Source organism: Actinokineospora fastidiosa (assembly GCF_014648415.1).
Classification (GTDB): domain Bacteria; phylum Actinomycetota; class Actinomycetes; order Mycobacteriales; family Pseudonocardiaceae; genus Actinokineospora; species Actinokineospora fastidiosa.
Genome location: NZ_BMRB01000009.1, coordinates 132,892 through 146,371 on the forward strand (window position 1 = coordinate 132,892; position 13,480 = coordinate 146,371).

The following is a 13,480-nucleotide window of genomic DNA, read 5'->3' on the forward strand; positions in this document are numbered from 1 at the left end:
GACGATCCGACGCCCACAAACCCCCACACGGTAGGAGCAATCGTGACGCAGGAGATGGACAGGGTCCGCACGCAGGCCCCGGATCCGGACGACTTACCCCCGCGGCGGCCGGTGGCCACGGAGCAGGCCAAGCCGTTCTGGCGGCGCCCGTGGATGATTCCACTGTGGCTGGTCACGGCCGCCTTCCTGTACCTGCAGGCAGGCCCGTTCGTCGGCACGCCGGAGGCCGAGGCGCCGGTCCCGCCGCACGACGGCTTCCCGGCCTACTACCCGCTGCTGCTCATCCACATCTCCTTCGCCACCGTGGCGATGGTGACGGCGACGTTCCAGGTGTGGCCCTGGCTGCGCAAGAAGCACCCCGGCGCGCACCGGGTCACGGGCTGGGCCTACGCGGTCTCGACCGTGATCTCCGGCGTGTGCGGCCTGATCATCGTGCCGTTCGCCCCGGTCGTCGGCCAGGTCGGCGTCACCATGTCGACCACGCTGTGGATCGCCACGACCGTGGTCGCGGTCTGGGCGGCGCGCACGAACCGCTTCGCGCTGCACCGCCGGTTCATGCTCTACAGCTTCGCGCTCGTGATGAACAACGTGTGGGGCCTGGCCGCCGCGAAGATCATCATCGGCTACCAGATCCAGATGGACTTCACCTACCTCGCCGAGTTCGCCCGCTGGGTGGGCTGGATCGTCAACCTCATGCTCGTGCAGTGGTGGCTCTACCGCACCGCCCGCAGGCCCGTGGAGGGCCGTGCCCGCCGGGCCGCGGCCGTCCGGTAGCCGCCCGCACCACGAAAAAGAACTCCTCCGGGATCGGTGGTCCCGGAGGAGTTCTTCGTCGTCGGGCGGCTCAGGTGCCGACGACGAGCCACTCGGGGTCGCGCGGGCCGTCGCCCAGGCAGGTGGCGTTGTAGTGGTCCAGCGCCTTCTGCGCCTCGGCCGTGGCGCGGGTGAACCGGGCCAGCGGGTCGGCGCCGCGCACCAGGACGTCCTCCATGGCCGCCATGATCGCGGTCTGGATGCCGTGCGAGCCCGGGAAGACCGGGACGCTGGAGCCGGGCTCGCGGGTGGTGCGCTCCAGCTGCTCGGTGGCCACCCGGTGCACCGGGTGCGCGTCGAACCAGCCCTCGCTCTCCAGCACCGCCACCGCGCCCTTGGTGGCCGGGGTGGACCCGCTCGCCTTGTGCCACTCGGCGGCGTTGCGCGGGTTGTTCAGGTACTGGATGAACGCCAGCGCGCCGTCGCGGGTCACCGGGTCCAGGCCGTCGGCCACCCACAGCGCGTCGCCGCCGATCCAGTTGCCCGCCGGGGCCTTCGCGCCGTTGTAGGGCAGCAGGCTCACGGCCGTGTCGGTGTCGTCGGCGGCCATGAAGTTGATGGCAAACGACGAGTCGACGCGGAAGGCGACGCGGCCCTCGGCGAACGTGGTGGCGTTGCCCAGCCAGTCCTCGAACTTGCCGGTGTAGACGTACTCCCCGCGCTCGGCCAGTGCCCGCCACCACTCGACGTAGGCCATGACCTCCGGCGAGGTGAGGTCGACGGTGGTGGCCCTGGCCAGCCTGCCGTTCTCGTTGTCCAGGAACAGCCCGCCCTGCTGGGCCACCGCCTGCTGGAACAGCTTGCCGTCGACCGGCCAGGTGACCGCGTGCTCCGGGCCGCCGTCGAGCCGGGACAGCGCGGCGCACGCGGCGGTCAGATCGTCCCAAGTGGACGGGATGGCGTCGATGCCCGCGGCGCGCAGCATCGGCTTGTTGCTGTAGAGCAGCATGGTCGACAGCGTCAGCGGGACCGCGGCGACCTGGCCGCCGATGGTGTAGAAGTCGCGGCAGGCGTCGATGAGGTCGTCGAGGATGACCGGCTCGCCGAGGATCTCCGACCGGTCGCCGATCAGGCCCGCGATCGGGGCGAACAGCGGCCTGCCGTCCTGGGTGACGGTGTCCATCGCCTGCTGGCTGGCCCCGGAGTAGTACGACGCGATCGTGGGCGGTTTACCCGCCAGCGCCTCGGCGGACACCTGCGCGGGCAGTTCCTCGTAATAGCAGCCGCGAATGGTGACGCGGTACTCCGGGTGTGCCTTCTCGAATTCCTCCGCCCGTGCGCGGATCGGTCCGAGGAAGTCCGGGAACGGGTACTCGGACAACAGCACGTCGATTTCGGTGCGCGGCGATCGGTCTGCTGCGCTGGACCCCATGGGACCTCCACTCGTGCGAGCGCGCCAGGAACGGGCGCGCGTCGGTAGCGGTTCTTCATCGTCGGGTCCGGCGCGGCGCGGGCGCATCTCCGGGAATGCCCGCCGCCGCCCGGCAACCGCGGAGATGCGGCCCGCGAAGCGCCGGTGCGATTCTGGGACGGCAGCCCATTTAAGGGAAAGGACGTGCTGTCACATGACATCCGTCGCGGCGAGTTTTCCCGAGCACGGCTTTCCGCCCCCGCCCGAACCGGGACTGACCCCGGCGGAGGTCGTCGCTCGCGCGGAGGCCATGGCCCCGGCCCTGGTCGAGCGCCAGGCCGAGACCGAGGACCGCACCTTCTACGCGCTGGACACGCACGAGGCGTTCCGCAAGGCGGGCTTCTACCGGATCCTCGTGCCCCGCCGGTACGGCGGCTACGAGTTCGGCGCGGACACGTTCATGCGGGTGGCCGTCGCGCTGACCCGCGGCTGCCCGTCCACCGGCTGGATGTACACCCTCGGTGCCGCGCACGCGCTGGCTGCGGCCACCATCTTCCCGGAAGAGGCGCAGGACGAGATCTTCGCGACGGGCGAGTTCATCGCGCCCGCGACGATCATGCCGAGCGGTTCCGCCGTGCGCGTGGAGGGCGGCTGGATCGTCAACGGCACCTGGAGCTACTGCTCGGGCTCGCCGTACGCCACGCACTTCATGGGGCACACCCTGGTCTCCCCGACCGAGGGCGCGCCGCCGGAGCCGATGGTGTTCATCGCCCCGCGCGAGGTGTGGCGCAGGCTCGACGACTGGGGCCAGCAGCTCGGCCTGCGCGGCAGCGGGTCGCACAGCATCACCATCGAGGACGGCTTCATCCCGGACCACTACACGATCCCCGGGCACATGAGCCAGTACTCCGTCGCCGACGGCACCCCGGGCGTGCGCCTGCACGGCAACCCGGAGTACGGCGGCGGGCCGCTGAGCTTCATGAACCTGGAGAGCGCCGTGCTCGCCGTCGGCATCGCCAAGGGCGCGCTGGACGCGTACTCCGACCTGATGCGGACCCGGTCGACGCTGTTCCCGCCCGTCGTCGGGCGCGTGCACGACCCGGACTACCAGTACTGGTACGGCGAGGCGGCCGGGATGATCGCCACCGCCGAGGCGGCGATCCTGGGCGCGGTCCGGCAGTGGCAGGAGGCCTGCGCGGTGGGCCCGGAGGCGTTCACCGCCGAGATGGAGATGCGGCTGGCGGGCATCAGCAGGCAGTCGGTCCAGCTGTGCTGGCACGCCGTGGAGGGGTACCTGCTGCCGACCGCCGGGTCCAGCTCGGTGCGCCGCGGTGAGCGCCTGGAGCGCACCTGGCGGGACATGTCGATGCTGCACACCCACGCCGGGTACGCGGTGTTCCTCGCCGCGAAGGCCCAGCGCGAGCTGGCGAAGGCCCACTTCGGCATCCCGGACGGCCTCGCGGGCTGACCCCGGGTCGACCACCGAGACGAGGGAACGGACGTGACCGAGGCAGCTGTCCCATCCGGTGTCCGGGAGGTCCCCGCGACCGCGGCCCAGCACGGGGCGTGGTTCCTGGCGGCGCTGGCCCCCGAGGCCGGGTCCGGCCGGGCGCGGGCGTACCGGGTGCGCGGCGACCTGGACGTCGACGCCCTGCGCGCGGCGTGGCTCGCGGTGGTCGGCAGGCACGACGCGCTGCGGACGACGATCGGCACGCGGGCGGGCAGGCCCGTCCAGCGCGTCGCCGCCGCGGCCGAGGACGCGACGCTCGCCCGGCTGCGCGTGGAGCCGGTGGGGCCGGGGGAGCACGTCGTCCGGATCGAGCTGCACGAGCTGGTGTGCGACGACGAGTCCGCCGGGATCGTGCTGGCCGAGTTGTCCTCGGCGTACGCGGCGGCCGTGGCGGGCGGTCCCGGCCTGGGCGGCACGCCACCGCAGTACGGGGACCACGCGCCGCGGTCGGACGAGGGCGCGCTGGACTGGTGGCGGGCGGCGCTGACGCCCCCGCCGCCCGCCCTGGACCTGCCGGTGGACCGCGAGCGCCCGCCCGCGCCGTCGTCGGAGGCGGGCGTGCTGCGCTTCGCGTGGGACGTCGCGGTCGACGCGCTGTCCGATGTGGAGCCGGTCGACGTGGTGCTGGCGGCGTTCCAGGCGTTGCTGCACCGCTACACCGGGGAGGAGCGCGTCGCGGTCGGGTCTGCGGTCTCGGTGCGTCCGGCGGAGCTGGCGGGGGCGGTCGGGGCGTTCGGCAACACGGTGGTGCTGTGCGCCGATCTCACCGACGCCCCGACGTTCCGCGCGCTGGTCGGCCAGGTGTCGGCGGTGAGGCGCGAGGCGCTGGCCCGCCGCGAGGTCCCGTTCCAGGAGGTCGTCCAGGCCGTCTGCGACGACCGCGACCCGCGCCGGGTCCCGATGTGCGACGCGGTGTTCGTGGCAGGCGGGGGGACCCCCGAGCTGTCGCTGGCCGGGACGTCCGTCGAACCCCTGCCCGCCGACACGGTCCCGGCCCGCGCCGACCTCACGCTGGTCGTCGACCGGACGGCGCCGGTGCTCGCTGGGGCGCTGGAGTACCGTGCGTGCCTGTTCGACCGCGCGTCGGCCGAGCTGATCCTCGCCCAGCTGCACACGCTGCTCACCGCCGCCTTGGCCGATCCCGACCGTCCGGTCCCGGACCTCCCGCTCGACACCCCGGACCGCCTGTCGGCGACCGCCCGCGCCGCCGACCGCCGCCCTGACGGCCAGCCTGCGTCCACCCCCGCGAACGCCCTGGTCCACCGCGCCGCCGCCGACGCCCCGGACGCGGCCGCGATCTCGTGGCAGGGCGGGACGACGAGCTACGCGGACCTGCGCGCCGACGCCGCCCGCATCACCGCCGCCCTGCCCAGGGACCTCGCGGGCAGCCCGGTGGTCGTCCGGATGGCGACGGGGCCGCGGCAGGTCGCCGCGACCCTCGCCGTCCTCGACACCGGGGCCCACCTGATCTGCCTGGGCGGCGGCGACACGGGCGACCGCGGCCGGACGGTCCTGGAGGACCTCCGCCCGGCCTGCCTCGTCGTCGACGGCGCGGCGGGCGACGACCCCTTGGCAGCGTGGTACGCCGAGGAGTTGGACGGGCACGTGGTCGACGTCGCGGACCTGCCTGCCGACGGCGCCGGCGGGCCCGCCCCTGTCGTCCCGGGCTCCTCCGACCGCGCGTACGTCGCGTACACGTCCGGGTCCACCGGGCAGCCCAAGGGGATCCCGCAGAGCCACGGGACGCTCGCGCAGTTCGTCACCTGGTTCGCCGAGGAGTTCCGCGTCGGGCCGGGGTCGCGGGTCGCGCAGTGGGCGGCGCCCGGGTACGACGCCAGCCTGTGCGAGGTGTTCGCCGCGCTGGTGGCCGGGGCGACGGTGTGCCCGGTGCCGGACCGGATCAGGGCCAACCCGGAGAAGATCGTCGACTGGCTGGCCGCCGAGCGGATCACGCACTTCCAGACCGTGCCCAGCTTCGCGCGGGAGGTCCTGCGGGTGGCGGGCGGCGCGCCCGAGCGGCTCGGGGCGCTCAACCACCTGCTGCTGGCGGGCGAGCGGCTGCCGGGGGACCTGGTCAACGGGCTGCGCACCACGCTGCCCGCCGTGCGGCTGGTCAACCTCTACGGTCCGACCGAGCTGATCCTGGCCACGTGGCACGAGATCACCGGGCCCGTGCACGGCACCGCCCCCGTCGGTCGGCCGATCCCCGGCAGGCGGGTCGTCGTGGTCGACGCGCAGGACCGGGCGTGTCCGACCGGGGTGACCGGCGAGATCGTCATCGTCAGCCCGCACGTCACGCCGGGCTATCTCGGCGCGGCCGGCGGGGACCGGGCGCGGTTCCGGCCGCTCGACGACTCCGGGCCCTGCTACCGGACCGGCGACCTCGGCAGGCTGCGCTGGGACGGCGCGCTGGAGTTCCGCGGCCGCAAGGACTTCCAGGTGAAGTTCAGCGGCATCCGCCTCGAACTCGGCGACATCGAGGCCGCCCTGGCCGCGCACGAGTCGGTGGCCGAGTGCGCCGTGGTGGCCGTCCCCGACGCCGACCGCCTGGTGACCCGCCTCGTGGCGTACGTCGTGCCCCAGCGCGGCCCCGACGGCAAGGCGACCGGCGCCCCGTCCGACTGGCGCGCCGCCCTGCGCGCCCGCTTCGGCAAGGCGATGCCCCCGGTGGCGTTCCAGACCCTGATCGGCATGCCCCGCAACGTCGGCGGCAAGGTCGACCGCCGCCGCCTCCCCGCCCCCGCCGCCACCACCCGCCGCACCGTCCGCGGCCCGGAGACGGTGGTGGAACGCGCGATCGCCGAGATCTGGTCCGAACTGGACGCCGAGACCACCACGGTGGACGACGCCTTCTTCTCGGTGGGCGGCCACTCCCTCCTGATCCCCGTCCTCCTCCACGAGATCCACGCCCGCTTCGGCGTGGCGATCCCGCTGTGGGAGTACTTCGCCAACCCCACCGTCGCAGGCCTGGCAGCCCTGGTCGAACCCCACACCGCCGCCGCAGGCCACGACGCCTGACGGGTACGACAGCGGGGACATCGAGGGCCAAGGGGTCGCGGGAAACCCGTGACCCCTGACGCCCACGAGCACCCACCGACCTCACGCCAGGGTCTCGGTGCGTGGAGGTGCGCGAGCCCGCGCCGACCGCGCACGGTGGGGTTCGGTGCCCGCGGGTTGGCGCCCCCGACTCCGCGCCTCCGACCCCGCACCCCCCCGGACCTCCACGCCCCTGGCCGCTGACCCCGCGCGCCCGTCCCCAGGGATCCCTGGTTCCCGGACTCGGGCCAGCCCATCCAAGAACACCAGCGCCCGGCAGCCCCAAAACCACCAGCGCCCCGGCAGGCCGGAAGCCTGCCGGGGCGCTGGTGTCCGTGGGTCAGCTGCCCGCCGTCCCCGTGCGGGGCGGGGAGGCGCCGGGGTCGGCGAGGTCGGGGCGTAGGGCGGCAGCGCCCCGGAGGTAGACGTGTTCGATGCGGGTCGTGCGGTCGGTCTGGACGTGGGCCAGGAGGCGGATGACGCGGGTCATCGAGTTCGGCACGTCGATCTCGGTGGCGCACAGCATCGGCACGTCGGTGAGGCCGACGGCCCGGGCGGCCGCGGCCGGGAAGCCGCTCTTGATGTCCGGCGTCACCGTGAAGAAGATGCTGATGATGTCCTCGGTCGCCAGCCCGTTGCGCCGGATGACCTCCAGCACCAGCGCCCGGGTCTCGGTGAAGACCACGTCCGGGTCGTCGCGGTCCACCTGGACCGCCCCGCGCACGGCGCGCACCGCGATCATCTGGGGGCTCCCGTCCGTGGGTGCATGGCTCCTCCTCGCCGCGGCGCCGGACGGGCTCAGCGGTCCGCGAACTGGCCGGGGGCGCGGCCGGGACCGGCGGGGCCGCGGTAGGCCTGCGCGATGTCCAGCCAGTGGTCGGCGTCCGCGCCGTCGGCGACGAGCGCGAGGTCGTCGCGGTGCCGCCGCCGGGTCGCCAGCAGGCACAGGTCCTCCGCCGGGCCGGAGATCCGCTGCGCGGCGTCCGCCGGGCCGAACGTCCACAGCGCGCCCGACGGTGCCGTCAGCTCGAAGCGGAACGGCTCGGCGGGCGGCGTCAGCCCCCGCGACTGGTAGCCGAAGTCCCACACCAGCGTCGTGAACAGCGCGACGTGCCAGAGCCCGTCGGTGCGCTCCCTGCGGACGCCGAGCGCGTCGGCGATGTCCTGCCCGTGCGCGAACAGCTCCATGAACCCCGCGCAGGCCAGCACCGCGGGCGGCAGCGGCCGCACCAGCCACGGCACCACCTGGTTCCCGGGCACCGCCGCGAGCGCCTTGATCGCGGTGTCGCGCTCGTCGCGCCACCGGGCGAACAGCACCGACGGCGGGTCGGACAGGTACTGGCCGAGCGCGGCGTTCACCGCGCCCTCGAAGTCCTCGCCCGCCGCGGCGGCCATCGCCGCGAAGGTCTTCGGGTCCGAGGCGGCCAGGCCCGCGAGCCGGAAGACGAACGCCACATGGGCGACCTGGTGCGCGACCGTCCAGCCGGGCGCGGGGGTGGGCAGCGCCCACCCGGCTTCGTCGAGTTCGGACAGCAGCCGGTCCACCTCGTCGGCTTCGGCGGCCAGATCGGAAAAGACGTCTCGCTGCTCAGTCACGTGTCGGTCCTCTTTCGCCACGATGTCCACCCGTGAGTCGCGTCAGGGCGCCGGAATACACGATGCCCGGCGCGCCCGCCCGCTGTCTCCTTCCCGAGTGCGCCGCGACTGAGCAATCCAGAAGATGCGCCGATGGCGCATTCCCCGATATACGTTGGCATTTGTCTACGCCCATCCCGGTGAAATCACACGGGGTGCGCGGAGAGTGCGCCAAGGATCGTTGTAAGGTGTCTTCGGCGCGTATAACGAGTCGGTCGACAGTCAAGAGGAGTGCGAACCATGCCCCAGTTTGCGGTGTTGATTTTCGACAAGGAGATCCCGTTCGAGGAGATCCCGCCGGAGATCCTGGAGGCGCACGGCGCGGTCGAGGGCAAGGTCGAGGGCACCGGCGGCAAGATCGTTGCCGGTTACGCGGCCGCGCCGACCGCCCAGGCCCGCGCCGTCCGCGGCGACGACGTCGCCGAGGGCCCGTTCAACGACACCAAGCAGCAGCTCACCGGCTTCTTCGTGGTCGAGGCGCGCGACATCGACCACGCCGTGGAGATCGCCAAGTTCGTCCCGATCATGGACGGCGGCGTCGAGGTGCGCCCCCTGCTCGGCGAGGAGTGACCCCCGCGGGCGGACCGCGACGCGGCAGCCCGGCAGGGCCGTGAGGACGGCCCCTGCCGGGCTGTCGGCTGTTTTCGTGTGTGAGCAAGCGGGAAGAAGGCCCGCCCGGTGCGCGTGGGTACGGTCCCTGGTTGTGCCGCCCGAGCCGCGAAAGCTCGGCGAATCGCCAGGGACAGAAGGGTTTTGCCATGCGCCTGAGCAGAAACCGCGGCGGTCGGTCCGCGGGTCGATTATCGTTCAGCATCCTCACCGTTGCCGGATTGCTCGTCCTGGGCGGGTATTACGGCGCGGCGCCGGAGTCGAGCGCCGCACAGAAACACCGCACGGCCTCGGACTGCGTCACCTGGCAGTGGTCGCAGCCCAACGCGGACAAGTCCAACACCCGCCGCATCCTCAGCCCGATCAACTCCTACAACGTCACCTCGCTCGAGGTCGCCTGGACCGTGCCGATCCGGGTGCCCGCGCCGCCGAACCGGTGGCCCGGCGTGTACGCCACGACACCGGTCGTGGTCAACGGCATCGTCTACACCCAGGACCTCGACTCCAACGTCTACGCCATCGAGCTGCGCACGGGCCGCGTGCTCTGGGTCAAGATGTACAACTCGACCATCAACGGCCCCAACGGCGTCAACGTGGTCGACGGCAAGGTCTACGGCGCGACGACGTCCAACGCGTTCGCGCTCGACGCCCGCACCGGCACGGAGCTGTGGAGCCGCAGCCTGATCCGCACCGAGACCGAGGGCATCAACATGGCGCCCGGTGTCGACCGCGGCACGGTCTACGTCTCCACCGGCCCCGGCAACGCCGACGCGTTCTTCACCGGCGGCGGCGCGGGCGTGCTGTGGGCGCTCGACGCCAGGACCGGCCAGACCAAGTGGACGTTCAACTCCGTCCCGCTCGACCTGTGGGGCAACACCGAGCTCAACTCCGGCGGCGGCATCTGGTACCCGCCCGCGTTCGACGCCAGCGGCGACCTCTACGTCTCGGTGGGCAACCCGGCGCCCTTCCTCGGCACCGAGCAGTACCCGTGGGGTTCGAGCAGGCCCGGCCCCAACCTCTACACCAACTCCATGGTGAAGCTCAACCACCTGACCGGCGACGTCATCTGGCACAACCAGGTGCTCCCGCACGACCTCTACGACTGGGACCTGCAGAACTCGCCGGTCCTGACCACGGCCAACGGCCGTGAGGTCGTCATCGGCTCGGGCAAGATGGGCTACGTCTACCAGTTCGACCGCGCGACCGGCCAGCTGCTGTGGAAGACGTCCGTCGGTGTGCACAACGGACACGACAACGACAACCTCTACGCGCTGAACGGCGAGTACGACAAGCTTCCCACGCTGCCCGTCACGGTGACCCCGGGCGTGCTCGGCGGCGTGATCTCCCCGCTGGCCGTGGACGACACCACGATCTACGCCGCGGTGAACAACCACAGCGCGACCTGGGTGACCCAGCAGCCGCCGCCGCAGATCGCCCCGTTCAACGAGGCCACCGGCGAGCTCGTCGCGATCGACCTGGTGACGGGTCGGATCAAGTGGACGCGCCAGTACCCGTCGTCGGCCTACGGCGCCGCGACCGTCACCAACGACCTCGTCTTCACCACGACCTTCGACGGCTACGTCCACGCCGTGCGGACCCGCACCGGCGAGGAGGTCTGGTCGGTGAAGCTGCCCGCCGCGGTGAACGCGCCGGTGGCCGTCCACGGCGAGTACCTGCTCGCGGCCAGCGGATGGCCGTTCACCCCCGAGGAGCGGGCCGAGATCGTCGCCTACCGGCTCCCCAGCACGAGAGGTGGATCGCAATGACCCTCACCGCGGGATGGACACTGCCCGCGCCGACCGTGATCACGGCCGGGCTGCACTTCCCGACCAGCGTGGCCGTCGCCGCCGACGGCCGGGTCTACGTGGCCGAGTCCGGGCTGCCCTTCGGCGGCGCCCCGCGCGGCGGCCGCGTCTGGCTGCTCGACCCCGCCGCCGACCGGCAGCGCACCCTCGTCGCCGACGGCCTCGCGGGTCCGGTCACCGGCCTCACCTGGCACGAGGACGTCCTGTACGTCTCCGAGGGCGGCGCGGGCCGGATCAGCAGCATCGACGCCGACGGCACCCGCAAGGTGCTCGTCGACGGCATGCCGGGGCCGGGCAACTACCACACGAACATGGCCGTGGTCGGGCCCGACCGCAAGCTGTACTTCAGCCAGGGCGCGATGGCCAACCTCGGCGTGGTCGGGCTCGACGCCTACGAGATGGGCTGGCTGCGCAGGCTGCCGCACGCCAACGACGTGCCCGGGCTGGACATCGTCCTCACCGGCGCGTCCGCGGTGACCCGCAACCCGCTGCCGGACCTGCCCGGCGAGCAGGCCACCACCGGCGCGTTCGCCCAGTTCGGCACGCCGACCGAGCCGGGGCAGCGGATCGCGGCCGCCCTGCCGTGCACCGCGGCCGTGATGCGCTGCGACCTCGACGGCGGCGGGCTGGAGCTGGTGGCCTGGGGCGTGCGCAACGCCTTCGGCCTCGGCTTCCTGCCCGACGGCAGGCTGCTCGCGGTGGACCAGGGCGCGGACGACCGGGGCAGCAGGCCCATCGGCAACGCGCCGGACCTGCTGTGGGAGATCCGGCAGGGCGCCTGGTACGGCTGGCCGGACTTCGTCGGCGGCGAGCCGGTGACCGCGCCCCGGTTCGCCCCGGAGCGCGGCCCGGCGCTGGAGTTCGTGCTCGCCAACCACGACGAGCTGCCGCCGCCGGAGCGCCCGCTGGTGGAGTTCGAGCCGCACGTGGCGGCCACGAAGTTCGCCGTCGTGCCCTCGGCGGCCGAGCGGTTCGCCGGGCAGCTGGTCGTGCCGCTGTTCGGCGACGAGGCCCCGATGTGCCTGCCCTCCGGCGGGCCGAAGCTGGGCCGGTACCTGCTGCGGGTGGACCCGACCGACTGGTCGACGCACCGGATGACGGTCGGGATGCCGCTGCACCGGCCGATCGACGTGGCCTTCGGCCCCGACGGCGGCGCGCTCTACGTGCTGGACTTCGGCGAGTTCGAGATGTCCGACGAGGGCGTGCAGGCCCGCGCGGGGACCGGCTGCCTGTGGCGGGTCGAGGACTGGCCCGGCGCGATGTCCGAAGTGGAGGACTGACCGGGAGCGCGGCGGTGGCGGGCAACGGAATGCCCGCCACCGCCGCTTCGTCCGGTGTCGCACGGTGGAAGTGGGGCGGGCCGGGCGTTCTGATGCATGCTTGATCCGCAGAGCACGGGACGCCGCCGAGCGGCGGACGATTCCGCATGGCCGAAACCTCCGTGGGCGGTGAGTGTGGGCAACGATCTGATCGCCACCCGGACGGTTCCGCCGAGCCGGTCGGCGGACCACGTGCTGGTGCACCGCCCGGGCGTCGAACGCGTCGTCGAGACCGAACTCCCGACGGGCCTGCCGGTCGGCCCGGCCGTCGCGGCCCTGGCCCGCACGGCGTCCGCGCTGCGGCCGGGCGTGCCGGTGCTGGCGGACGTCGACTTCGTCCGACCGCTGGAAACCACCGTCGTCCGGCTCACCGGCCAGGTCCGGGACGGAACCGTCGACCTGGCCGTCCGCGCCGGGGACACCGAAATGATCCGCGCCCAGGCGCGCTTCCCGTGCCCCGACCTCCCCGAGCGCCCGCCGACCGACGCCCTCGCGCTGCCGCCCCATCCCGTCGAGGCGGGCCTGGCCTACCGCAAGACGGGCGCGCGGCACGCCGTCGCCGACGTGGAGACCCGCGACGCGGTCCTGCGGGCGATCCGGTGCTGCGTCCCGGACGCGACCCTGGTCCCGCTGCGGATCGAGCGCCTGTATCCCGCCCGCCACACCGGACCCCTGGTCGTGGACGCGCGCGAGCGGTCGCAGGACGGCGACACCCACGTCTTCGACGTCGACCTGCTCGACCCGGCGGGCGCCGTCGTGGAGCGCTGGGAGGGACTGACGGTGCGCGCCGTGCGCGACCGGGACCCGTCCGCGCCCTGGCACCCCCTGCTCATCGGCGGCTACCTGGAGCGGGCGCTGGAGAAGCGGCTGGGCGGCCGCCGCGCGATCGCCGTCGAGCCCGACCCGCCCGTCGGGGACCGGCGCGCGCAGACCGACCTCGCCGCCAGCCGCGCCCTCGGCCGCCCGGTCCGCGTCCGGCACCGCCCGGACGGCAAGCCGGAGATCGACGGCGCCTCGATCACCGCGTCGCACGGCGCGGGCGTGACCATGGTCGCCGTCGGAGCCGGACGCCTCGGCTGCGACGTGGAGACCGTGCTCGACCGCGACGCCCGGACCTGGGCCGACCTGCTGGGCCGGGCCCAGGTGCCGGTGCGCGACCTGGTCGCCGCCGAGGCGGGCGAGTCGGCCGCCGCGGCGAGCACCCGGGTCTGGAGCGCCCTGGAGTGCCTGCGCAAGACCGGGTCGGTCACGCAGGCGCTCACCGTCGACCGGGTCGAGCCGGGGGGATGGGTCGTGCTGTCCGCCGGGGATTCCCGCATCGCCACCTGGGTGACCACCATCGCCGATCTCACCGCACCGGTGGTCTTCGCCGTCCTGTCGGGAGAGGAGTGATTTGGACACC

At 73.4% G+C, this 13,480-nt stretch carries 10 protein-coding genes; 7 read left to right on the forward strand and 3 right to left on the reverse strand.

The genetic code is table 11. The features are described from left to right. Window positions 1–42: 42 nt before the first annotated feature. A complete protein-coding gene (locus IEY98_RS30160; protein ID WP_189214081.1) occupies window positions 43–774 on the forward strand; it encodes a DUF2306 domain-containing protein in 732 nt (243 codons plus the stop codon). 70 nt (window positions 775–844) lie between these two features. Here IEY98_RS30160 and IEY98_RS30165 read toward each other — a convergent pair whose 3' ends face one another. Further along, window positions 845–2,140, reverse strand: coding sequence for an extracellular solute-binding protein (locus IEY98_RS30165; protein ID WP_189214082.1), 1,296 nt, complete (start codon window positions 2,138–2,140; stop codon window positions 845–847). A 238-nt stretch (window positions 2,141–2,378) separates the two neighbouring features. Between IEY98_RS30165 and IEY98_RS30170 the strand changes: the two genes are divergently transcribed. Together IEY98_RS30170 and IEY98_RS30175 are read left to right on the forward strand one after the other, a co-directional pair. Next, window positions 2,379–3,632, forward strand: a complete 1,254-nt coding sequence (locus IEY98_RS30170) for an acyl-CoA dehydrogenase family protein (protein WP_189214083.1) — start codon at window positions 2,379–2,381, stop codon at window positions 3,630–3,632. 33 nt (window positions 3,633–3,665) lie between these two features. Then, window positions 3,666–6,692 (forward strand): non-ribosomal peptide synthetase, encoded by a 3,027-nt coding sequence (locus IEY98_RS30175; protein WP_189214084.1) that lies wholly within the window; start codon window positions 3,666–3,668, stop codon window positions 6,690–6,692. Between the two features lie 358 nt (window positions 6,693–7,050). On the opposite strand, the gene aroH is transcribed toward IEY98_RS30175, so the two are convergent. Further along, the gene (gene aroH / locus IEY98_RS30180; protein ID WP_229787740.1) at window positions 7,051–7,452 is read right to left on the reverse strand and encodes a chorismate mutase; all 402 of its coding nucleotides are present in this window, start codon (window positions 7,450–7,452) and stop codon (window positions 7,051–7,053) included. Window positions 7,453–7,508: 56 nt separating this feature from the next. Continuing rightward, entirely contained in the window at window positions 7,509–8,306 is a 798-nt protein-coding gene (locus IEY98_RS30185; protein ID WP_189214085.1) for a TIGR03084 family metal-binding protein, read from the reverse strand. Window positions 8,307–8,585: 279 nt separating this feature from the next. On the opposite strand from IEY98_RS30185, the gene IEY98_RS30190 reads away from it, so the two are divergent. The 4 genes from IEY98_RS30190 to IEY98_RS30205 all read left to right on the forward strand — a co-directional run bounded on the left by IEY98_RS30190 (window position 8,586) and on the right by IEY98_RS30205 (window position 13,470). Continuing rightward, complete coding sequence (locus IEY98_RS30190) at window positions 8,586–8,915, forward strand: YciI family protein (RefSeq protein WP_189214086.1); 330 nt, start codon at window positions 8,586–8,588, stop codon at window positions 8,913–8,915. 188 nt (window positions 8,916–9,103) lie between these two features. After that, window positions 9,104–10,720: an outer membrane protein assembly factor BamB family protein gene (locus tag IEY98_RS30195; RefSeq protein ID WP_189214087.1), complete on the forward strand. Its 1,617-nt coding sequence runs from the start codon at window positions 9,104–9,106 to the stop codon at window positions 10,718–10,720. Then, window positions 10,717–12,039 carry a PQQ-dependent sugar dehydrogenase gene (locus IEY98_RS30200; RefSeq protein ID WP_189214088.1) on the forward strand — a complete coding sequence of 441 codons (1,323 nt, stop codon included), beginning with the start codon at window positions 10,717–10,719 and terminating at the stop codon, window positions 12,037–12,039. The genes IEY98_RS30195 and IEY98_RS30200 overlap by 4 nt, the downstream gene beginning before the upstream one ends. A gap of 174 nt (window positions 12,040–12,213) precedes the next feature. Further along, window positions 12,214–13,470 carry a polyketide synthase dehydratase domain-containing protein gene (locus IEY98_RS30205; protein ID WP_189214089.1) on the forward strand — a complete coding sequence of 419 codons (1,257 nt, stop codon included), beginning with the start codon at window positions 12,214–12,216 and terminating at the stop codon, window positions 13,468–13,470. The last annotated feature ends 10 nt before the right edge of the window (window positions 13,471–13,480 follow it).